The 19,313-nt window shown below is 47.3% G+C and carries 20 protein-coding genes; 19 read left to right on the top strand and 1 reads right to left on the bottom strand.

Annotated elements, in window-relative coordinates; translation table 11 throughout:
• The first annotated feature begins 18 nt into the window (after nucleotides 1-18).
• The 16 genes from CLOSA_RS20105 to CLOSA_RS20025 all read left to right on the top strand — a co-directional run bounded on the left by CLOSA_RS20105 (nucleotide 19) and on the right by CLOSA_RS20025 (nucleotide 14,791).
• Nucleotides 19-654, top strand: coding sequence for a phosphate propanoyltransferase (locus CLOSA_RS20105; protein WP_013274570.1), 636 nt, complete (start codon nucleotides 19-21; stop codon nucleotides 652-654).
• Between the two features lie 42 nt (nucleotides 655-696).
• Complete coding sequence (gene eutM, locus CLOSA_RS20100) at nucleotides 697-981, top strand: ethanolamine utilization microcompartment protein EutM (RefSeq protein ID WP_013274569.1); 285 nt, start codon at nucleotides 697-699, stop codon at nucleotides 979-981.
• Nucleotides 982-1,250: 269 nt separating this feature from the next.
• Entirely contained in the window at nucleotides 1,251-1,586 is a 336-nt protein-coding gene (locus CLOSA_RS20095) for an AtpZ/AtpI family protein (protein WP_013274568.1), read from the top strand.
• A 15-nt stretch (nucleotides 1,587-1,601) separates the two neighbouring features.
• A complete protein-coding gene (locus tag CLOSA_RS20090) occupies nucleotides 1,602-2,003 on the top strand; it encodes an ATP synthase subunit I (RefSeq protein WP_013274567.1) in 402 nt (133 codons plus the stop codon).
• Between the two features lie 48 nt (nucleotides 2,004-2,051).
• Nucleotides 2,052-2,753 (top strand): F0F1 ATP synthase subunit A, encoded by a 702-nt coding sequence (atpB, locus tag CLOSA_RS20085; protein WP_013274566.1) that lies wholly within the window; start codon nucleotides 2,052-2,054, stop codon nucleotides 2,751-2,753.
• A 35-nt stretch (nucleotides 2,754-2,788) separates the two neighbouring features.
• Nucleotides 2,789-3,046, top strand: coding sequence for an ATP synthase F0 subunit C (gene atpE, locus CLOSA_RS20080; protein WP_013274565.1), 258 nt, complete (start codon nucleotides 2,789-2,791; stop codon nucleotides 3,044-3,046).
• Nucleotides 3,047-3,119: 73 nt separating this feature from the next.
• Nucleotides 3,120-3,635: a F0F1 ATP synthase subunit B gene (atpF, locus tag CLOSA_RS20075; protein ID WP_013274564.1), complete on the top strand. Its 516-nt coding sequence runs from the start codon at nucleotides 3,120-3,122 to the stop codon at nucleotides 3,633-3,635.
• Nucleotides 3,623-4,171, top strand: a complete 549-nt coding sequence (atpH, locus tag CLOSA_RS20070) for an ATP synthase F1 subunit delta (protein WP_013274563.1) — start codon at nucleotides 3,623-3,625, stop codon at nucleotides 4,169-4,171. Before atpF ends, atpH begins: the two co-directional genes overlap by 13 nt.
• A 68-nt stretch (nucleotides 4,172-4,239) precedes the next feature.
• Entirely contained in the window at nucleotides 4,240-5,742 is a 1,503-nt protein-coding gene (gene atpA, locus CLOSA_RS20065; RefSeq protein ID WP_013274562.1) for a F0F1 ATP synthase subunit alpha, read from the top strand.
• A 16-nt stretch (nucleotides 5,743-5,758) separates the two neighbouring features.
• Entirely contained in the window at nucleotides 5,759-6,613 is an 855-nt protein-coding gene (gene atpG / locus CLOSA_RS20060) for an ATP synthase F1 subunit gamma (RefSeq protein WP_013274561.1), read from the top strand.
• A gap of 181 nt (nucleotides 6,614-6,794) precedes the next feature.
• Complete coding sequence (gene atpD, locus CLOSA_RS20055; RefSeq protein ID WP_013274560.1) at nucleotides 6,795-8,189, top strand: F0F1 ATP synthase subunit beta; 1,395 nt, start codon at nucleotides 6,795-6,797, stop codon at nucleotides 8,187-8,189.
• Nucleotides 8,190-8,200: 11 nt separating this feature from the next.
• Nucleotides 8,201-8,599, top strand: a complete 399-nt coding sequence (gene atpC / locus CLOSA_RS20050) for an ATP synthase F1 subunit epsilon (protein ID WP_013274559.1) — start codon at nucleotides 8,201-8,203, stop codon at nucleotides 8,597-8,599.
• 229 nt (nucleotides 8,600-8,828) lie between these two features.
• The gene (locus tag CLOSA_RS20045; RefSeq protein ID WP_013274558.1) at nucleotides 8,829-9,761 is read left to right on the top strand and encodes a nucleotidyltransferase family protein; all 933 of its coding nucleotides are present in this window, start codon (nucleotides 8,829-8,831) and stop codon (nucleotides 9,759-9,761) included.
• A 129-nt stretch (nucleotides 9,762-9,890) separates the two neighbouring features.
• Nucleotides 9,891-10,658, top strand: a complete 768-nt coding sequence (locus CLOSA_RS22775) for a hypothetical protein (protein ID WP_013274557.1) — start codon at nucleotides 9,891-9,893, stop codon at nucleotides 10,656-10,658.
• A 254-nt stretch (nucleotides 10,659-10,912) separates the two neighbouring features.
• Nucleotides 10,913-13,390 carry a hypothetical protein gene (locus CLOSA_RS20030; protein WP_013274556.1) on the top strand — a complete coding sequence of 826 codons (2,478 nt, stop codon included), beginning with the start codon at nucleotides 10,913-10,915 and terminating at the stop codon, nucleotides 13,388-13,390.
• Nucleotides 13,391-13,498: 108 nt separating this feature from the next.
• A complete protein-coding gene (locus CLOSA_RS20025) occupies nucleotides 13,499-14,791 on the top strand; it encodes a UDP-N-acetylglucosamine 1-carboxyvinyltransferase (RefSeq protein ID WP_013274555.1) in 1,293 nt (430 codons plus the stop codon).
• A gap of 48 nt (nucleotides 14,792-14,839) precedes the next feature.
• Here the strand turns inward: CLOSA_RS20025 and CLOSA_RS20020 are convergent, their stop codons facing one another.
• Nucleotides 14,840-15,748, bottom strand: a complete 909-nt coding sequence (locus CLOSA_RS20020; RefSeq protein ID WP_013274554.1) for an AraC family transcriptional regulator — start codon at nucleotides 15,746-15,748, stop codon at nucleotides 14,840-14,842.
• Between the two features lie 244 nt (nucleotides 15,749-15,992).
• On the opposite strand from CLOSA_RS20020, the gene CLOSA_RS20015 reads away from it, so the two are divergent.
• From CLOSA_RS20015 to galE, 3 genes are all read left to right on the top strand, one after another.
• A complete protein-coding gene (locus CLOSA_RS20015) occupies nucleotides 15,993-16,922 on the top strand; it encodes a nucleotidyltransferase family protein (protein ID WP_013274553.1) in 930 nt (309 codons plus the stop codon).
• On the top strand, nucleotides 16,922-18,034 hold the full coding sequence (locus CLOSA_RS20010) for a phosphotransferase enzyme family protein (RefSeq protein ID WP_013274552.1): 1,113 nt from the start codon (nucleotides 16,922-16,924) through the stop codon (nucleotides 18,032-18,034). The genes CLOSA_RS20015 and CLOSA_RS20010 overlap by 1 nt, the downstream gene beginning before the upstream one ends.
• A 133-nt stretch (nucleotides 18,035-18,167) precedes the next feature.
• Entirely contained in the window at nucleotides 18,168-19,184 is a 1,017-nt protein-coding gene (gene galE, locus CLOSA_RS20005; RefSeq protein WP_013274551.1) for a UDP-glucose 4-epimerase GalE, read from the top strand.
• The last annotated feature ends 129 nt before the right edge of the window (nucleotides 19,185-19,313 follow it).

The raw sequence follows: 19,313 nt of genomic DNA, 5'->3' as shown, positions 1-19,313 counted from the left end.
CAGGAAAGGAGATCAGGAATGGATCAGTATGAAGCGGTAATCAAACTCTTAATGGAAGCCGTAAAAGCGGAATCAGGAACCCATGAGTTCCGCATACCCGTCGGCGTTTCCAACCGCCATGTGCATCTGTCCCAGGAAGACTTGGATACCCTTTTCGGCCAGGGTTACCAATTGACCAAAATGAAGGAACTATCCCAGCCGGGACAGTATGCATGCAAGGAAACAGTCACCGTATGCGGCCCAAAGGGAGCCATTGAAAAGGTCCGTATATTAGGTCCGGTCAGAAAACAGACGCAGGTCGAGGTTCTGGCGGCAGACTGTTTTAAGCTTGGAACAAATTCTCAGCCAAGGATGTCCGGTGAATTAACCGGTACACCGGGGATTACCCTGGTAGGGCCCAAGGGCTCTGTTCAGACCAGGGAAGGCTTAATCATCGCACAGAGACACATTCACATGACACCTCAGGATGCCTTAAATTTCGGTGTCCATGACGGACAGACGGTAAGCATTCAGACAGAAGGGATCCGGGGCGGTATCTTTCATCATACGGCAATCCGCGTAACCGATACATCCAGTCTGGAATGCCATCTGGATACGGAAGAAGCAAATGCCATGGGACTTGGCAGTTCATCATGGGTTACCATTGTAAAATAAGGGAACTATTAAAAATTAATGATATAACAGGAGGATTTTAAAATGAAATACGATGCATTAGGAATGATTGAAACAAAAGGTCTGATTGGATCCATCGAAGCAGCAGATGCTATGGTAAAGGCAGCAAACGTTACCCTCATCGGTAAGGAGTTTGTCGGCGGCGGTCTTGTTACTGTTATGGTAAGAGGTGACGTAGGAGCTGTTAAGGCAGCTACCGATGCGGGTGCAGCAGCAGCTCAGCGTGTAGGCGAGCTGGTATCTGTGCATGTAATTCCACGTCCCCATGCAGAAGTTGAAACAATTCTTCCGGGAACAAGAGAAGCGTAAATAGAATTTGAAAAAGGTCTGGTTTTTACGGGTCACTCGTAAAAACCAGAATTTTTTTTAGGTATTTTTTGTCTAAGTCTTGAAAAACTCTGGAGTTTTTTGGCGTGTCAAGAATTTTTTAATGATTGGTTTCTCAAGAATATACAATTTTTGGTATTATATACATCATCCATAAAAACCCAGATAAATTTCCGTATATAATAGACAAAATAAAAATTTTTAGGTATAATATCAAGTATATGTGCAGGATGCAGAAAGCAGGTGGAAGAATGCGCCATAATAAAAGCGTAATGAGAAGTCTCATGATGGTGACCCAACTGGGGTTAAGCGTCATGGCCCCTGTATTTTTTTGTATTCTTGCCGGTTACTACATTGACCGGTATGCGGGAACAAAGCTGACGTTATTATTTCTGTTTCTTGGATTTCTGGCAGGAGGGTTAAATGCCTATAAGCTGGCAAAGTCCACCCTTGCCATGAATGAAAGGGAAGAACGGGCAGAGGATCAGAAGGCGCACATGGAGCGGCAGGAGGAAGTAAGACCCAAAGTGCATAAGCCGAAGCAGCCGAGCCGGGTGAAGGGACATGACGATGAGAAACTATCGTAGACAGGAGGATTTGTAATGGGGAAGGAAACAAAGAATCTGATGCTTGAGGTTTCAGCCGGAATTGTATTTTTCACTGTGGCAGCTATGGTTGCGGCATGCTTTATGTATCCCAATCGTGCTGTTTTTGCGGGATTGCTTTTGGGAATGGTGATAGCCATGGCCATGTTTTTATCCATGGCTTTGGTCCTTGAACGCTCTATGAAGACGGAGGATCCAAAGACTGTTCAGAAAAGAAGTGTGATCAGCGCAGTTATCCGCTATTTACTGCTTATTGTTATACTGGTAACAGTGATTATCCGGTTTTCCGGCTGGTTCAATCCGGTCGCAGTAGTAATCGGAGTCCTCGGACTCAAGGCTGGAGCATTTTTACAGCCTGCCATCCACAAGATCGCTGTCCGCAGGACAAAGGGAGAGTAATCTCCTTTGCGGTCAAGTGGGATCTCTTAAGAAAGGAGGATTAAGCGTATGGTCGTTGCGAGTGCCAATAATGTGGACTTTATGATCAAAGGCGTTACTAAGTTTCAGGCCTTTGGACAGGAGCTTTGGGTTACAACCACAGAAATAGGCCTTAGCATTGTAACAATCGTAATTTTAATAATAGCTGTGATGGCCAATCGGAAAATGAAACAGGCGACTGAAGTGCCTGGCACCTTCCAGAATATTGTGGAACTTGCCGTGGAGGCGCTTGACAACCTGGTAAACGGTACGATGGGTCACAATGCAAAGAAGTTTGTTAATTATATTGGAACGATATTTATCTTCATATTGTTCTGCAATATTGGCGGCTTATTTGGTCTTAGAACGCCAACAGGTGACTTTGGTGTTACATTCATGCTTGGTGTTTTCACATTCTGCATCGTGCAATACCAGGGAATCAAGAATCATGGAATCGGACATCTGACAAGCATGTTTAAGCCGTTTCCTGTTTTGTTCCCGATTAACTTAATCGGTGAAATTACAAACCCATTATCCCAGGCGCTCCGTTTATTCGGCAACATGATGTCAGGTGTTGTTATTATGGGATTGTGGTATGGGATGATGCCAATTTTTGTAAAGATCGGTATCCCATCATTTTTACATGTATATTGTGACGTATTCTCAGGCTGTATTCAGACCTATGTGTTCTGTATGCTGACTATGGTTTATGTCAATGATAAGATGGATTAAACTTCAATAATATTAAATTCAGGAGGAATTTTTCTATGAACGGTTTTTCAGGACAGGATTTTATCTTAGGCTGCTCAGCAATCGGTGCAGGTCTTGCGATGATCGCAGGTATCGGACCTGGTATTGGACAGGGTATCGCGGCAGGACATGCGGCTGCTGCAGTTGGACGCAACCCTGGTGCAAAATCTGATATTACATCTACCATGCTTTTAGGACAGGCCGTTGCTGAGACAACAGGTCTTTATGGTTTCGCTGTTGCTGCTATCCTTATGTTCTTAAAGCCATTCAGCTAAAGAATGGAATGGCGGGAGACGGATGTCATCCCTCAGAACGGGGAAAGAATAAAGAGCGAGAGGAGGCGAAACCTTGGAACGATTATTGGGATTTGACCCACAGCTGCTTTTCGATTCATTTATAACAGGAGTCAACATATTCATCCTGTTTTTCGCGTTATCCTATATGCTGTTCAATCCGGTACGGGAAGCCCTGGAAAGAAGAAAACAGAAGATTGCGGGAGAATTAAAAAGTGCTGCCGACGATAAGGAAGCTGCACATGCAATGAAGGAAGAATATGAAGCCAGACTTCAGGAAGTGAAGAAAGAGGCAGAAGCAATCTTAGAGGATGCCAGAAAAAGAGCCAAGCAGCGTGAGGCAGAGATTATTGCAGAAGCCAGGGAAGAAGCGGACCGCATTGTAATCCGGGGCAACCGTGAGGTGGAACTGGAAAGAAAGAAAGCGCTTGATGATATGAAGGATCAGATCATATCCATCGCTTCTCTTATGGCCGGTAAGGTCGTGGCTGCTTCCATTGACACTACGGTGCAGAATGCCCTGATTGACGAGACTTTGAAAGAGATGGGTGAGAGCACATGGCAAAGCTAGTATCAAAAGTATACGGCGATGCATTGTTTGAGGAAGCTCTGAATAAGCAGGAAGTAGACGCTTTGTTCGAGGAAGTGAAAGGCCTGCAGATGATTTTGCGCGGGAATCAGTCTTTGACTGAGCTTCTTGATAATCCGAAGATTGTAAAAGAAGAGAAAATCGGCATTATTAAGAATATTTTCGATGGACGCGTATCGGATGATCTGATGGGCTTTCTGGCAGTCATTGTCGACAAAGGCAGACAGAAGGAGATTCCGGCAATCTGTGAATACTTCGTGAATGCTGTCAAGGAATATAAGAAAATCGGCGTGGCCCATGTGACCAGCGCTGTTGAGTTGAACGAGGGGCAGAAGGCCCGTCTCGTGGAAAAATTGCTGAATACCACCCAATATGTGGAATTTGAGATGAATTATCAGGTAGACCCGTCAATTATTGGCGGTATGGTAATCAGAATCGGAGACCGGGTGGTGGATTCCAGCATTAAGACGCAGATTTATGAACTGCGCCGCAGCTTATTGAAGCTGCAGCTGACATGATTTCCCTTTCCCTAATTTTTTAAGAATCGGATATCGTGAATAATCTTAGAAAGAAGGTGCAAACCTTAATGAATTTAAGACCAGAAGAGATCAGTTCTGTCATCAAGGAACAGATTCAAAGATATTCAACGAAACTGGATGTCTCTGATGTCGGTACAGTCATTCAGGTGGCAGACGGTATTGCCCGTATCCATGGCCTTGAAAATGCCATGCAGGGAGAGCTCCTTGAGTTTCCAGGAGATATCTATGGCATGGTGCTCAACCTGGAGGAAGATAACGTAGGTGCGGTTTTACTTGGTACCAGCGCGATCAGCGAGGGTGATACGGTAAAGACTACCGGACGAGTGGTGGAAGTACCTGTAGGCGATGCATTAACAGGCCGTGTTGTAAATGCGTTAGGACAGCCTATTGATGGAAAAGGACCGATCCAGACAGAAAAGTTCCGCAAAATCGAGCGCGTAGCTCACGGAGTTATTGACAGAAAATCAGTAGATACCCCTCTCCAGACCGGTATTAAGGCCATTGATGCCATGATCCCTATCGGAAGAGGACAGCGTGAGCTGATCATCGGTGACCGCCAGACCGGTAAAACGGCGATTGCCCTTGATACCATTATTAACCAGAAGGGCCAGGGGGTCCATTGTATTTATGTGGCCATCGGCCAGAAGGCATCAACGGTTGCTACCATTGTTAAGACACTGGAAGAGTACGGCGCCATGGATTATACCACCATTGTGGTATCCACAGCTTCCGATTTAGCTCCGCTTCAGTATATTGCCCCCTATTCCGGGTGTGCCATTGGAGAAGAGTGGATGGAGAACGGCGATGACGTGCTGGTAGTTTACGATGACTTAAGTAAACATGCTGCCGCATACCGTACCCTGTCTCTGTTACTAAAGAGACCGCCGGGCCGTGAGGCTTACCCTGGCGATGTTTTCTATCTCCATTCCAGGCTTTTGGAGAGAGCATCCAGGCTTTCGGAAGAACTGGGAGGCGGTTCTTTGACGGCACTCCCCATTATTGAGACACAGGCAGGTGACGTATCTGCTTATATTCCAACGAATGTAATTTCCATTACAGACGGACAGATTTATCTGGAAACAGAGATGTTTAACTCCGGTTTCCGTCCTGCCATCAATGCAGGCCTTTCCGTATCCCGTGTAGGCGGCTCTGCTCAGATCAAGGCAATGAAAAAGATCGCTGCTCCTATCCGTGTGGAACTGGCGCAGTACCGTGAGCTTGCAAGCTTTGCTCAGTTTGGTTCTGAGCTTGATAAGGAGACCGCAGAGCAGCTTGCCCAGGGCGAGAGGATCAGAGAGGTATTAAAGCAGGGCCAGTATCAGCCGATTCCGGTTGAATATCAGATCATCATTATCTTTGCTGCCACCAAAAAGCTTCTCCTGGATATTCCTACCGGAAAAATCCTTGATTTTGAAAAGGCTTTGACCAGCTTCATTGACAGCAAATACTCTGAAATTCCTGCAAGTATCCGGGAGACGAAGCAGATCACGCCTGAGACAGAGGAATTGCTGGTAAAGGCAATTAACGAATGCAAAGCAGGAGTTTTTTAAAGGCAGGTGAACAATCATGGCATCCATTAGGGATATCAAACGAAGAAGAGACAGTATTTCCAGTACCGAACAGATTACGAAGGCCATGAAGCTCATATCTACTGTTAAGCTGCAGAAGTCCAAAGCAAAGGCAGAGGAATCCAAACCCTATTACGACATGATGTATGATACCATTGGTTCCATGCTGCGCAAATCCGGCAGCATTGAGCATAAGTATTTAAAAGCAGGCGATTCTAAGAGGAAGGCAGTCATTGTCATTACCTCCAACCGCGGGCTGGCAGGTGGCTATAACAACAACATTGCCAAGCTGGTGAATGGAGATGAAAGGCTTACGCCGGAACTCACAGATATCTACGCCATCGGGCGGAAGGGGAAGGAGTCACTGGCGAGAAAAGGATATACCATTGTACAGGATTATTCCGAGGTGATCAATGAGCCCATCTACAGAGATGCGGCCGATATTACCATGGAGCTTCTGGACGCCTTTGGACAGAACCGGATAGGTGAAATATATCTGGCTTATACTTCTTTTAAGAATACTGTAACCCAAATACCAACTCTTAAAAAGCTTCTCCCTGTTGAATTAAAAGAGGGAAGTGAAAAGACGGATCTGACTTTAATGAATTACGAGCCCAATGAGGATGAGGTATTGGATTCCATTATTCCAAAGTATATGAGCAGCCTGATTTATGGCGCACTGCTGGAGGCCGTTGCAAGTGAAAACGGAGCCAGAATGACAGCCATGGATTCTGCGACCAACAATGCGGAAGAGATGATAGAAGAACTTGGACTGGCTTATAACCGGGCAAGACAGGGTTCCATAACCCAGGAGCTTACCGAGATCATAGCCGGAGCCAATGCAATTTCGTAGGCATATTTTTCTTAATGAAAGCAAGCGGGAGCGCAGCTTGAATTTAGAAAAATAGCCGTTCGCTGAGCCGCAGGGCGAAGCGAACTTCCATGGCAGACTTCTTAATGAAAGCAAGCGGGAGCAAGCGGGAACGCAGCTTAAATTTGGAAAAGAGAGAAATATAAAAAGAAGGAGAAACAAGATGGCAGGACAAAATATTGGTAAGATCACCCAGATCATCGGTGCCGTACTGGATATCAAGTTCAGCCAGGGCAAGCTGCCGGATATCAATGAGGCGATTGATATCACAACTAAGGATGGCGGCAGACTGGTTGTCGAAGTATCCCAGCATATTGGCGATGATACAGTAAGATGTATCGCCATGGGGACCACCGATGGACTGGTACGTGGTATGGACGCTGTAGCTACCGGCGCTCCGATTACTGTACCGGTTGGAGAGGAGACTCTGGGACGTATCTTTAACGTTCTGGGTGATCCAATCGATAATAAACCGGCACCGGAAGTAAAAGAGCATTTTCCGATTCACAGACCGGCTCCTAACTTTGAGGAGCAGTCAACGGAAACGGAGGTTCTGGAAACCGGAATCAAGGTTGTCGACCTTCTCTGCCCTTATCAAAAGGGTGGTAAGATCGGCCTTTTCGGTGGTGCAGGTGTAGGTAAAACCGTATTAATTCAGGAGCTGATCCGTAACATCGCCACAGAACACGGCGGATATTCCGTATTTACCGGCGTTGGCGAGCGCACCCGTGAAGGAAATGACCTTTATCACGAGATGCAGGAATCAGGCGTTATCAATAAAACAACCATGGTATTCGGTCAGATGAACGAGCCGCCGGGAGCCCGTATGAGAGTGGGGCTTACAGGCCTTACCATGGCTGAGTATTTCCGTGACCAGGGTGGTAAGGATGTGCTGTTGTTCATTGACAACATTTTCCGTTTTACACAGGCAGGTTCCGAGGTTTCCGCTTTGCTTGGACGTATGCCCTCAGCAGTAGGCTATCAGCCGACCCTTCAGACCGAAATGGGCGCTCTTCAGGAAAGAATCACTTCCACGAAGAACGGATCCATCACATCGGTTCAGGCAGTTTACGTTCCGGCTGATGACCTTACGGACCCGGCTCCGGCCAACACATTCGCCCATCTGGATGCGACCACGGTTCTTGACCGTTCCATCGTGGAGCTGGGTATTTATCCGGCGGTTGATCCCCTTGGATCTACATCGAGAATCCTTGATCCCCGTATCGTAGGTGAGGAACATTACCGTGTTGCGCGAGGGGTTCAGGAAGTGCTTCAAAAGTATAAAGAGCTTCAGGATATCATTGCCATGTTAGGTATGGATGAACTTTCTGAGGAAGATAAAATCACGGTAGCCCGCGCAAGAAAGATCCAAAGGTTCCTGTCTCAGCCGTTCTTCGTTGCAGGACAGTTTACCGGACTGGAAGGCCGTTATGTGCCGCTTTCTGATACCATTCAGGGCTTTAAGGAGATACTGGAAGGAAAGCATGATGATATTCCGGAAAGCTATTTCTTGAATGCAGGCAGCATTGAGGACGTTCTTGCCCGTGTGAAAAAATAGGGGGTGGGAATATGGCTGATTTATTCAAACTGCATATCATCACTCCGGAACGGAAGTTTTACGAGGGTGAGGCTTCCATGGTGGAGCTTACTACCACGGAAGGGGATATCGGTGTATACCGGAATCACATCCCAATAACCGCCATTGTTGCTCCTGGAGTTTTAAAGATCCACCAGGAGGACGGAGTGAAGGAAGCAGCCCTGATGTCTGGTTTTATTGAGGTTTTACCGGAAAAGATCGTCATAATGGCGGAAGTTGTGGAATGGCCCGGAGAAATCGATGTAAACCGTGCAGAGGAGGCTAAAATCCGTGCAGAACGCCGCTTGAAAGAGCAGAGCGGAGAGATCGATATCATAAGAGCAGAAACAGCTTTAAAAAAGGCTCTTATAAGGCTTTCACTTACAAAGTAAGGAAAAAGGGATTTGGACCATATCTAACAGGTTCAGGTCTCTTTTTTATTTCCGGTACATAATGCTGTGAAAGGCAGGAGAATCATGGAGACTGACAGGGGCGGAAGATAAAGTTTATTATTAATCTCCGGCGGGCTTTTGAATGGAGGACAAATTCCTGAATCTATGGATTAAGCCTATCTTTTGTGATATACTATTAGTCAGATAAAACGAACAGGGAGATAGTGTAATGAAAAAGACATCATTAGTAATTATGGCAGCAGGCATTGGAAGCCGGTTCGGCGGAGGAATCAAGCAGCTGGAGCCTGTAGGACCAAGCGGTGAGATTATTATGGACTATTCTATTTATGATGCTCTGAAAGCCGGATTTGACAAAGTTGTATTCATCATAAGAAAGGATCTGGAGCAGGATTTTAAAGAAATCATCGGAAAGAGAATCGAGAAGATTGTTCCTGTAGAGTACGCTTTTCAGGAGCTTGATGACCTGCCGGCAAGTTATACAAAGCCGGAAGCCAGAACCAAGCCCTGGGGAACCGGACAGGCTCTGTTATGTGCAAAAGATGTGATCCATGAACCGTTTGCAGTGATCAATGCAGATGACTATTATGGAAAAGAAGGCTTTATAAAGATCCATGAGTATCTGGTAAATGAGATGGACCCAGGGGCAAAGCCTTTTGATATTTGTATGGGAGGATTTATTCTGGGCAACACCTTAAGTGAAAATGGAGGCGTAACCCGTGGCGTTTGCCGGGTGGATGAAAATGGGATACTTATAGGGGTAACAGAAACCTATGAGATCCGGCAGCAGGAAGACCGGGCAGAAGGCCGCAGTGAGGAAGGCGGGGAAGTGGTGATTCCTTTGAACCAGAATGTGTCCATGAATATGTGGGGGCTGTCCCCGGCGTTTCTTGAGGAACTGGAGAGAGGTTTTCCGGAGTTTTTAGACAGTATAAAAGAAGGGGATGTGAAAACAGAATACCTGCTTCCTAAGATTATAGATCAGCTTGTCCATTCCCAAAAAGCACAGGTAAGAGTCCTTGAAACAAAGGACCGGTGGTTTGGCGTAACATATAAAGAAGACAAGCCTGCTGTTGCGGCGGCAATCAGGAAGCTGGTTTCAGAAGGAGTGTATCCGGAGCGCCTTTTCCATATCGATTCATAAGGATCAGCGGTTTTCTGACCGGCATGCCATCAGAAAGCCGTTTTTTCCTTTCATGGGTTCCTGCACATTTTCTGTATTTTTGCATAAAATGGTTTTGTATAAGCAAAAAAGCAGGGAGTGATAACGACCGTGCCGATGAACCCGGACAATACTTATGGAAACAGCTATCAGGAACTGAAGCCATATATGCTTTATGGTGACAGGAGTGCTGCAGGGCGTCCCTTGGAAAGAAAGGATCTTATTGTACAGGATCTGGAATATCTGCAGGGAATGTACCCGGGACATATGAAACGTTTGCAGGAATATGTAGTTTCTGCGTGTGATCATCTGGATTATAAAAACAGTCCCATGTATGATGAATATCCGGACCGTATGATGATCAACCAGATTTGCGATTCCATATGCGACCAGATACACAGAGATGGGATTCTTGCAGATGAAATGACAGCAGAAACAGAAGGCGCAGAGCAGTCGAACGTAGAGGGGACGGAAACACCGGACTGGGAGGCTGAGGAAACAGATGAGTCAGATCTTCTGATACAGGGCAGAGGGTCTACATGGGACCCGCCTCCATGGGGTCCTCCGGGCCGAAGAGGGCCATGGGGTCCGCCGGACTCAAAAGGGCCATGGGGCCCACCGGGACGAAGAGAGCCATGGGGTCCCCATGGGCCGAAAGGGCCGTGGGGTCCACCGGGACGAAGAGGACCATGGGACGCGCCGTGGGGTCCACCGGGACGAAGAGGACCATGGGACCCGCCGTGCTGTCCGCCGGGACAGAAAGGGCCGTGGGGTCCATGGGGTCCGCGTTATAATGATGGCTGGCTGAACGGTGTTATCAATGTACTTCTACTCAATGAGATGCACCGCAGGAGGTGCCGCAGCGGACATTGCAAATAGGAAAAAGGAAAGCAGCTATTCCCCGATCTTTGGCGGATAGCTGCTTTTTATTGTATTGCGGTATCCGTTAATCCAAGTCTGCTTAACGAATGTTTAAGAAAGTTTTCGTTGTAGTTTTGGATATTATTGTATACAATAAAGGAGATAAGGCTGAGAGAGAAAGATCTCTCCCCCTCCTGTTTATGAATCAGCCGGATATGGGTTCATATCCATGATCATTAGTATATAAAATGCGGAAGCAGAGGAAGTTTTGGATGAATCGATTAATGAAAAAAATAGGGATATTATCTGCGGTTTTTGTTACGGCAATCGCAGTTTATTTTGTGTGGAACCAGAAAAATACAGAAAAAAGTGATGTTATGGTTTATACCTCCATGGATGAAGCCTCTCTGCCCGTAGTTTATTCGGATATGTACGGCAGAAAAATGAACCTTCTTCATGGGTATACCCAGGATATGAAGCAGACGGTTTCCAGGGAAGCCCTTACGGTCCTTCCTCCGAACAGATCCATGAATATTCAGATATCAGATTATAAAGGCAGCATACAGGGCATAGAATATGAGGTTCGAAGCATGGATCTGGGACGTCTGGTGGAGCGGACAACCATTGATCAATGGGACCAGGGAGAGGAAGGTGTAACGGCAACCCTTCCCATCCAGAACCTTTTGGCAAAGGATAAGGAATACCTGCTCATCCTGTCCCTGGATACGTCCGGGAACGGGAAACTGCTTTACTATACCCGCATTGTGTGGACGGACAGTACCAATGCAAAGGATATGATTGATTTTGCGGTGGATTTCACAACCAAAACCTTTGACTATGACCAGGCCCGGCAGCTTACCACCTATCTGGAGACCAGTGAAGGAGAAGACAACAGTTCCCTGGGCCATGTGACGATTCGCTCCAGTTTTACCCAGCTTACATGGGGCGGGCTTTCCGTGAAACCCGTGGGCGATATCAGGGTAACGTTAAAGGATTTAAACGGAATTATGTGCAGTGTCAGGCTGGATTATGAGGTGTCAAGGGACGGTGAAGGCGATATTCAGGAGCTGTATGAGGTAGAGGACAGCTTTACCATGAAGTGGGACAGCAGGCGCATTTACCTTATGGACTTTGAACGGGATACAAATCAGATTTTTTCTGGTCAGAAGGGTCTGTTTTCTGGAAAAAGGATCATGCTGGGTATTTCCAACCAGGATGAAATACGGACGGCAAAAAGCCCGTCTGGTGATTTCCTGGCTTATGCGGTAAACCGGGATCTGTGGACCTATGACCAGAGCAGGGAGCACGCAGTAAAAGTATTCTCCTTCCGAAGCGGGGAAGATGATGGGCTTCGCAGCGGCTACGATCAGCATGATATCAAGATCCTTTCGGTCAAGGATAACGGAGATGTGGATTTCCTGGTCTACGGATATATGAACCGGGGAATTCATGAAGGCGGACTGGGTGTTGCCATGTATCAATACAGCAGCCAGGATAACGCTACCACGGAACGTTTTTTCACTCCTGTGACACGTTCCTTTGATATGCTTAAGGAAGACATCGGCCAGCTGGCTCATGTGGGGTCCAACGGAATGCTTTATCTCATGGCGGACCGGGCGGTTTACGGCATTGATCTAAACAGCAATGAATACATGGTTCTGGCGGATTCCCTGGTGGTAGGAGGATATGCAGTCAGCAGCTCAGAGCGCCGTTTTGCCTGGCAGGAAAGCAGTGACTTTTATGGAGCCGGAGTGGTTCACCTCATGGATCTGGATACCGGAGTGAAGCGGGAGATAACCGGCGGGGAGGATAATATTTACAGGCCACTTGGATTCGTCGGAGATGATTTCATATACGGAATCGCCCGAAAAGGCGATGTGTGGGTGCAGAATGGAAGAACAAAGGATGCTCCCATGTACCGGATCGAGATCATGGACCAAGGTGGTAATATCGTTAAGGAATATGAGAATGAGAATGTTTACATTGCGGATGTATCCGTGGATGCCAGCCGGATCCATTTGACTCAGGTGGTTAAATCAGGAGACCAGTCCTATGTGTCCTCCAAGCAGGATACCATTGTCTGCAATCAGGAGCTTACAGGCGGAGAGATGGAAGGCATTGGCTGGTATGCCTCAGAGGACCGGAGAAAGCTTTATTTTGTTCAGCTGGAAAAAGAAGCAGCGAGCAAGGACGTAAGGATTACCGTTCCTAAAAAGGTTGCTTATGAAACCACGGAGGTGGTAGAATTAAAGAGCAATGGAAGAACCCAGGAAAACAGGTTTTATGCTTATGGGGGTGGCTGTTACCTTGGAAGCAGCCGCAGTTTTACAGATGCCCTTGCCCTTGCTTACGATAAAATGGGAGTTGTGACAGACAAAAACCAGGAGATTGTATGGAACCGGGTAAACCGTCCGCCGTCACGCAATATGAAGGAACCGTTGAAAACGGGAGCCGCCTTTTTAAGGAATCTGGAAGGGTTCACAGAAAACGGCATTACCGGGGACGGAGTCCTCATGCTGGATGCCAGAGGCTGCACCTTAAACCAGGTGCTTTATTTCATCGGCCATGGCTGCCCGGTGGCCGCCTATAACCTTCAGGGCGGCTATCTGCTCCTTTCCGGTTATGATTCCTATAATGTGACTGTCTATAACCCGGTATCAGGAGAGAGCCAGAAGATGGGCTTAAACGATGCCTCTGCATACTTTGCAGGTCAGGGAAATGATTTTGTCTGCGGAGTATTTATGGAATAAGAAAGTGCGTTCTCTTTACAAATTCATAAGATATGTTATAATCATTAAAGGCTAATGGATAAAATTTAAGAATTTTGTAATAGATAACAAGATAATCAGAGGTGTGAAATGGAGCAGTATATTATGAAAGGCGGAAATCCACTGGTGGGTGAAGTGACCATCGGCGGAGCTAAGAATGCCGCTTTGGGAATTCTGGCAGCAGCGATCATGACGGATGAGGATGTTCTGATCGATAATCTGCCTGATGTCAGAGATATAAATGTGTTGCTGGAGGCAATAGAGGAGATCGGTGCAAGGGTAGAGAGAATCGACAGGCATACGGTCCGCATCAACGGAAAGACCATCCGTGAGGTTTCGGTGGATGATGATTATATCCGAAAGATCAGGGCTTCCTATTATTTTATCGGAGCCATGCTTGGCAAATATAAAAGCGCCCAGGTTCCCCTTCCGGGAGGCTGCAACATTGGAAGCAGGCCTATTGACCAGCACCTCAAGGGATTTCGTGCTCTAGGAGCCGACGTAAGAATTGAACGGGGGGCGGTGATTGCCCATGCCATTGATCTGGTGGCAAGCCATATCTATCTGGACGTTGTAAGCGTAGGGGCCACCATTAACGTTATGATGGCGGCGACCCTTGCCGAGGGTCAGACGATTCTGGAAAACGTGGCAAAAGAGCCTCATGTAGTCGACGTGGCAAACTTTTTAAACAGCATGGGTGCCAATATCAAAGGAGCCGGTACGGATACCATCCGGATCCGGGGCGTTAGAAAGCTTCATGGTACCGAGTATTCCATCATCCCGGACCAGATCGAAGCCGGTACTTTTATGTGCGCGGCGGCCATCACCAAGGGAGATGTTATGGTGAAAAACGTGATCCCTAAGCACTTGGAGGCGATTTCTGCAAAGCTTCTGGAGATGGGATGCGAGGTGGTGGAGTTCGATGATGCAGTCCGCGTGGTAGGCAAATCCAACCAGAGGCATACAGACATCAAGACCCTTCCCTATCCGGGATTTCCTACCGATATGCAGCCCCAGATGACGGTGACCCTGGCCCTTGCAAAAGGCACCAGTGTGGTTACAGAAAGCATTTTTGAGAACCGTTTCCGCTATGTGGATGAGTTATCCCGCATGGGTGCGAATGTGAAGGTGGAAGGAAATGTGGCGGTGATTGATGGGGTAGGCGGTTTTACCGGTGCGTTTGTTAACGCTCCAGATCTTCGTGCGGGTGCGGCTTTAGTGATTGCCGGACTGGCTGCTGACGGTTATACGGTGGTGGATGAGATCGGGTACATCCAGAGAGGCTATGAATGCTTTGAAGAAAAGCTTCAGGGCCTTGGTGCCGTGATCGAAAAGGTGGATTCTGAAAGTGAAGTAAGGAAATTCAAATTAAAGGTTGGCTAGGCGGGGGAAATTCCCGCCTTTTCCTATCTGCTCAAACGGCAAGCCGGGCTAAGGCTTTTCAGAGCCTTTTTCCGAAAGGGAACGGATGGAGGTGGCATATTCCGACGGTGTCATCCCGGTCAGCTTTTTAAACTGCCTGGAAAAATAGTGGACGGAGCTGTAGCCCAGGCGGTCGGCAATTTCAGTAAAGTTCAGCTGGTTGCTGCGAATCAGGTGCTTGGCGGCATCGATCTTCATGTCCGTAAAAAAATCGATGACCCCGCAGCCGTAGGCCTTATGGAAAATTTTCTGAAGCTGGGACCGCCCGGTCAGATTATCCCGGCATATGGATTCAATGGTAAGGTGTTCCCCGATGTGCTCTTCCAGATAGCGGACGATCCGGTTATGGGCATCTCCGTGTTTGGAACTTCCTGTGGTGCGTCTGGTGGAGATCTGCTCCGGATTTAAAAAATACCTGCGGTAAAGATGAATGATCAGTTCCTCCAGATAATTCCCGATCAGCTGCTCTGCACCAAAGGACAGGGGATGCTGCCTTCGGACCAGTTCCTCCTGGTACGGGTCATCAAGCCGTCCTGAAAATGCATTCCGCGCCTCAATGATGATCTGAGCCAGCAAAGCCATTTCTGTCTCCTGTACGGACAGGATCTCCCCTTCAAATGCCTTCATAAAGGGAGAGCTGCACTCAAAGCTTACCACCACCAGATTGGGGGCGATGGTTCCGTTCGTCAGTATGTTATGGAACTCTCCTGGCTTGTGGAAGATGATGTTTCCCCTTTTTAAAGGGATCCGCTTCTCCCCTGCCATTACATCGATGACTCCCTTGTCAACGCAGACAAATTCCCAGAAATCATGACTTTCCCCTGAAAAGGAGAAATCGCTCATATATTCGAAGTAATGAATGGTTATGACTTTTTTCACAACGGCAGAAGATCGCAGCAGAGTGCTTTTGTAAGCCATGGAAACCTCCTTTCCGTAGGCATGATCGTAGTTAAGGACATACCATAAAAGCAGTGAGCCAGACACTGCGCAGCAGCATTTGGCGAATGCAAACACCATCATGATTGGATCGCAATCATTATACCACATTCCGTGGAAAATGTGGAGAAGAGTACGATAGTGCAAATTAAATAATAAATAGTGCAAATATCTTTTAATGCTCATTTATTATACTGAGGTTAATAGAAATAAGGAGGTAACAGCTATGAACAAGAAACCGGTTCTGGTAATCATGGCAGCAGGCATGGGAAGCCGCTACGGAGGCTTAAAGCAGATCGATCCAGTGGATGCCTATGGAAACAAGATCATTGATTTCTCTATCTATGATGCAATTTGCGCTGGATTTGATAAGGTTGTTTTTATTATTAAAAAGGGTATTGAGAAGGAATTTAAGGAAAACATCGGAGACCGCATGGCGGCTCATGTACAGGTGGAATACGTATATCAGGAGCTTGCTATGCTTCCTGAGGGGTACCAGGTGCCGGAAGGAAGAGTAAAGCCCTGGGGAACAGCCCATGCGGTTTTATGCTGCAGGGACGTGGTAGACGGACCCTTTGCAGTCATTAATGCAGACGATTATTATGGCAGAAGTGCCTTTGTATCTATTTATGACCAGCTTAACACAGTTACAGACGGAGAGAAGTACCAGTATACCATGGTGGGCTACAAGCTTTACAACACCTTAACGGAAAACGGACATGTGGCAAGAGGAGTGTGCAGCACCGATGTGGCTGGAAAGCTGATTGACATTCACGAGCGGACCAGAATCGAAAAGCACGGGGACAATGCGGAGTTTACCGAGGATGACGGAAAAACCTGGACCGGGCTGGGAGAGGACACCATCGTTTCCATGAATATGTGGGGCTTTACGAGCAGCGTATTAAAGGAGCTTGAGGAACGGTTTGCCGCATTTTTAGACAGGGAGCTTCCGGTAAATCCGGTGAAATGCGAATACTTCCTTCCCTTTGTGGTTGATGAGCTGTTAAAGGAAGGAAAGGCTGAGGTTTCCGTATTAAAGAGCGTGGACCGCTGGTACGGAGTCACTTACAAGGAAGATAAAGAGACCGTGGTAAATGCCATCAAAGGACTGAAAGAAGCAGGCCTGTATCCGGATAAGCTATGGGAGGAAAAGTAATGGGAGATGCACAGTGCGGAAAAATTAAAGAGGCCATTGGACTTCTGGCCTTTGAAGGAGAGCCGGTTTCCTGGAAACGCTATGGAAGCGGCCACATAAATGACACCTTTCGCCTGATTTGCAAGACAGAGGAAGGGGAAAAACACTACATCATTCAGCGGATCAACCATGAGGTCTTTAAGAATCCGGTTTCCCTTATGAAGAACATTGCAGGTGTTACTTCCTTCCTGAGGGAACGGATCCAGGCTCAGGGAGGAGATCCTGCCAGGGAGACTCTTAATATCATTAAAGCAAGGGATGGGAAGGATTATTGCCAGGACAGTGACGGAAATTACTGGAGAGGCTATCTTTTTATTGAAAGGGCTACCACCTATGATAAGGTGAGAAATCCCGAAGATTTTTACCAGAGCGGCAAGGCATTTGGGCGGTTTAAACGCCAGCTGGCGGAATATCCCGCCGGTGAGCTGGCAGAAACCATACCTGACTTCCACAACACACCGGTGCGCCTGGAAGCCTTTAAGGCCGCTGTAAAGGCTGATGCCTGGGGCCGTGCCCATCTGGTTCAGAAAGAAATAACGTTCGTCCTTGACCGGGAGAAGGAAGCGTCCATAGCCATGGATATGTTAAAAGATGGCAGACTTCCTCTCTGTGTTACCCACAACGATACCAAGCTTAATAATATCATGATCGATGATGCTACGGGAGAAGCGCTGTGCATCATTGACCTGGATACCATTATGCCTGGCTTGTCCATCTTTGATTTTGGGGATTCCATCCGCTTCGGAGCCAACACGGCGGAAGAGGATGAGCCTGATGTGAGCAAGGTATCCTTGTCCCTGCCCCTGTTTGAGACCTATACCAAAGGATATTTAGAGGGCTGCAACGGAAGTCTGACGCCGGAGGAAAAGAAGATGCTTCCTATGGGAGCAAAGCTCATGACCTATGAATGCGGCGTGCGTTTTTTAACGGATTTCCTACAGGGGGACACCTATTTCCATACCAGCCGCGATAACCATAATCTGGATCGGGCCAGGACCCAGTTTGAGCTTGTTTCCGACATGGAGAAGAAGTGGGAAGAAATGGAAGCGGTTGTCCGCAGGAGTGAAATATAATTTTTCCTCTTGTATTTAAGGGTCAGGCAGAAGGGCAAGAATTCTGCGCCCCGCTTTATCGGGCGTGATGGGATATGACTTTATGTCCGCTTGCTTCATTTGTATTAAAAAAAAATAGGAAAGAGGAGATAACATGAGAATACTGGTAACAGGAGGCGCCGGATATATCGGCAGCCATACATGTATTGAGCTTTTGGAACAGGGCCATGAGGTAGTCGTGGTAGATAATCTTTGCAATTCTTCCAAGGTTTCGTTAGAACGGGTAGAAGCTATTACCGGAAAAACGGTGGCATTCTATGAAGCGGATCTTTTGGATCGTGAAGCATTGGAAAAGATATTTGCCAAAGAGGCGATTGATGCGGTTATCCATTTCGCCGGGCTAAAGGCGGTGGGAGAATCCGTTGCAAAACCGCTGGAGTATTATCACAATAACATCACAGGGACATTGATTCTGTGCGATGTTATGAGAGCCCATCATGTAAAGAATATCATATTCAGTTCATCCGCTACCGTATACGGGGATCCGGCCTTTGTACCCATTACCGAGGATTGTCCAAAGGGAAAGATTACCAACCCCTACGGACAGACAAAGAGCATGCTGGAACAGATTCTTACAGACCTTCATACCGCAGATCCGGAATGGAGCGTAATTCTTCTGCGCTATTTTAATCCTGTAGGAGCTCATAAGAGCGGCCTCATTGGTGAGGACCCTGCGGGAATCCCTAATAACCTGACTCCTTATATCACCCAGGTGGCTGTGGGCAAACTAAAGGAAGTGGGCGTATTTGGCGATGATTATGATACGCCGGATGGAACCGGGGTGCGTGATTACATTCATGTGGTGGATCTGGCCCTTGGCCATGTAAAAGCTCTTGAAAAGATTGCTTCTTCAGGTCCTGAAGTGCGGATCTATAACCTGGGAACCGGACAGGGCTTCAGTGTTCTTCAGATGATTGAAGCATTCTCAAAGGCATGCGGGAAGTCCATCCCATATTCCATCAAACCCCGCCGTCCAGGGGATATTGCTGCCTGCTATGCCGATGTGTCCCTGGCAAAAAAGGAACTTGGCTGGGAAGCGGCCAGAGGAATTGATGAAATGTGTGAGGATTCCTGGAGATGGCAGTCCGGTAATCCAAACGGCTACAAATAAAGACTTAAGGCCTGCGCCTGGAAGCCTGTCCCGGATGATCTTCATATCAGCCGGGACAGATTAACTATATTAAACGGAAGCATTTGTTTATCGAGTGTCTGTTCTTAGGATCATCAATATCTGGACAGA

Origin of the sequence: [Clostridium] saccharolyticum WM1 (assembly GCF_000144625.1) — a bacterium.
Lineage (GTDB): Bacteria > Bacillota > Clostridia > Lachnospirales > Lachnospiraceae > Lacrimispora > Lacrimispora saccharolytica.
The sequence above is the reverse complement of the archived record's forward strand: the minus strand, read 5'-3'. Positions and strand labels throughout refer to the sequence as shown.

Excerpts from the sequence above, each read along its gene's own strand:
- CLOSA_RS20105 (WP_013274570.1), top strand. The coding sequence starts at position 19 with ATGGATCAGTATGAAGCGGTAATCAAACTCTTAATGGAAGCCGTAAAA.
- eutM (WP_013274569.1), top strand. The coding sequence starts at position 697 with ATGAAATACGATGCATTAGGAATGATTGAAACAAAAGGTCTGATTGGA.
- CLOSA_RS20095 (WP_013274568.1), top strand. The coding sequence starts at position 1,251 with ATGCGCCATAATAAAAGCGTAATGAGAAGTCTCATGATGGTGACCCAA.
- CLOSA_RS20090 (WP_013274567.1), top strand. The coding sequence starts at position 1,602 with ATGGGGAAGGAAACAAAGAATCTGATGCTTGAGGTTTCAGCCGGAATT.
- atpB (WP_013274566.1), top strand. The coding sequence starts at position 2,052 with ATGGTCGTTGCGAGTGCCAATAATGTGGACTTTATGATCAAAGGCGTT.
- atpE (WP_013274565.1), top strand. The coding sequence starts at position 2,789 with ATGAACGGTTTTTCAGGACAGGATTTTATCTTAGGCTGCTCAGCAATC.
- atpH (WP_013274563.1), top strand. The coding sequence starts at position 3,623 with ATGGCAAAGCTAGTATCAAAAGTATACGGCGATGCATTGTTTGAGGAA.
- atpA (WP_013274562.1), top strand. The coding sequence starts at position 4,240 with ATGAATTTAAGACCAGAAGAGATCAGTTCTGTCATCAAGGAACAGATT.
- atpG (WP_013274561.1), top strand. The coding sequence starts at position 5,759 with ATGGCATCCATTAGGGATATCAAACGAAGAAGAGACAGTATTTCCAGT.
- atpD (WP_013274560.1), top strand. The coding sequence starts at position 6,795 with ATGGCAGGACAAAATATTGGTAAGATCACCCAGATCATCGGTGCCGTA.
- atpC (WP_013274559.1), top strand. The coding sequence starts at position 8,201 with ATGGCTGATTTATTCAAACTGCATATCATCACTCCGGAACGGAAGTTT.
- CLOSA_RS20045 (WP_013274558.1), top strand. The coding sequence starts at position 8,829 with ATGAAAAAGACATCATTAGTAATTATGGCAGCAGGCATTGGAAGCCGG.
- CLOSA_RS20030 (WP_013274556.1), top strand. The coding sequence starts at position 10,913 with ATGAATCGATTAATGAAAAAAATAGGGATATTATCTGCGGTTTTTGTT.
- CLOSA_RS20025 (WP_013274555.1), top strand. The coding sequence starts at position 13,499 with ATGGAGCAGTATATTATGAAAGGCGGAAATCCACTGGTGGGTGAAGTG.
- CLOSA_RS20020 (WP_013274554.1), bottom strand. The coding sequence starts at position 15,748 with ATGGCTTACAAAAGCACTCTGCTGCGATCTTCTGCCGTTGTGAAAAAA.
- CLOSA_RS20015 (WP_013274553.1), top strand. The coding sequence starts at position 15,993 with ATGAACAAGAAACCGGTTCTGGTAATCATGGCAGCAGGCATGGGAAGC.
- CLOSA_RS20010 (WP_013274552.1), top strand. The coding sequence starts at position 16,922 with ATGGGAGATGCACAGTGCGGAAAAATTAAAGAGGCCATTGGACTTCTG.
- galE (WP_013274551.1), top strand. The coding sequence starts at position 18,168 with ATGAGAATACTGGTAACAGGAGGCGCCGGATATATCGGCAGCCATACA.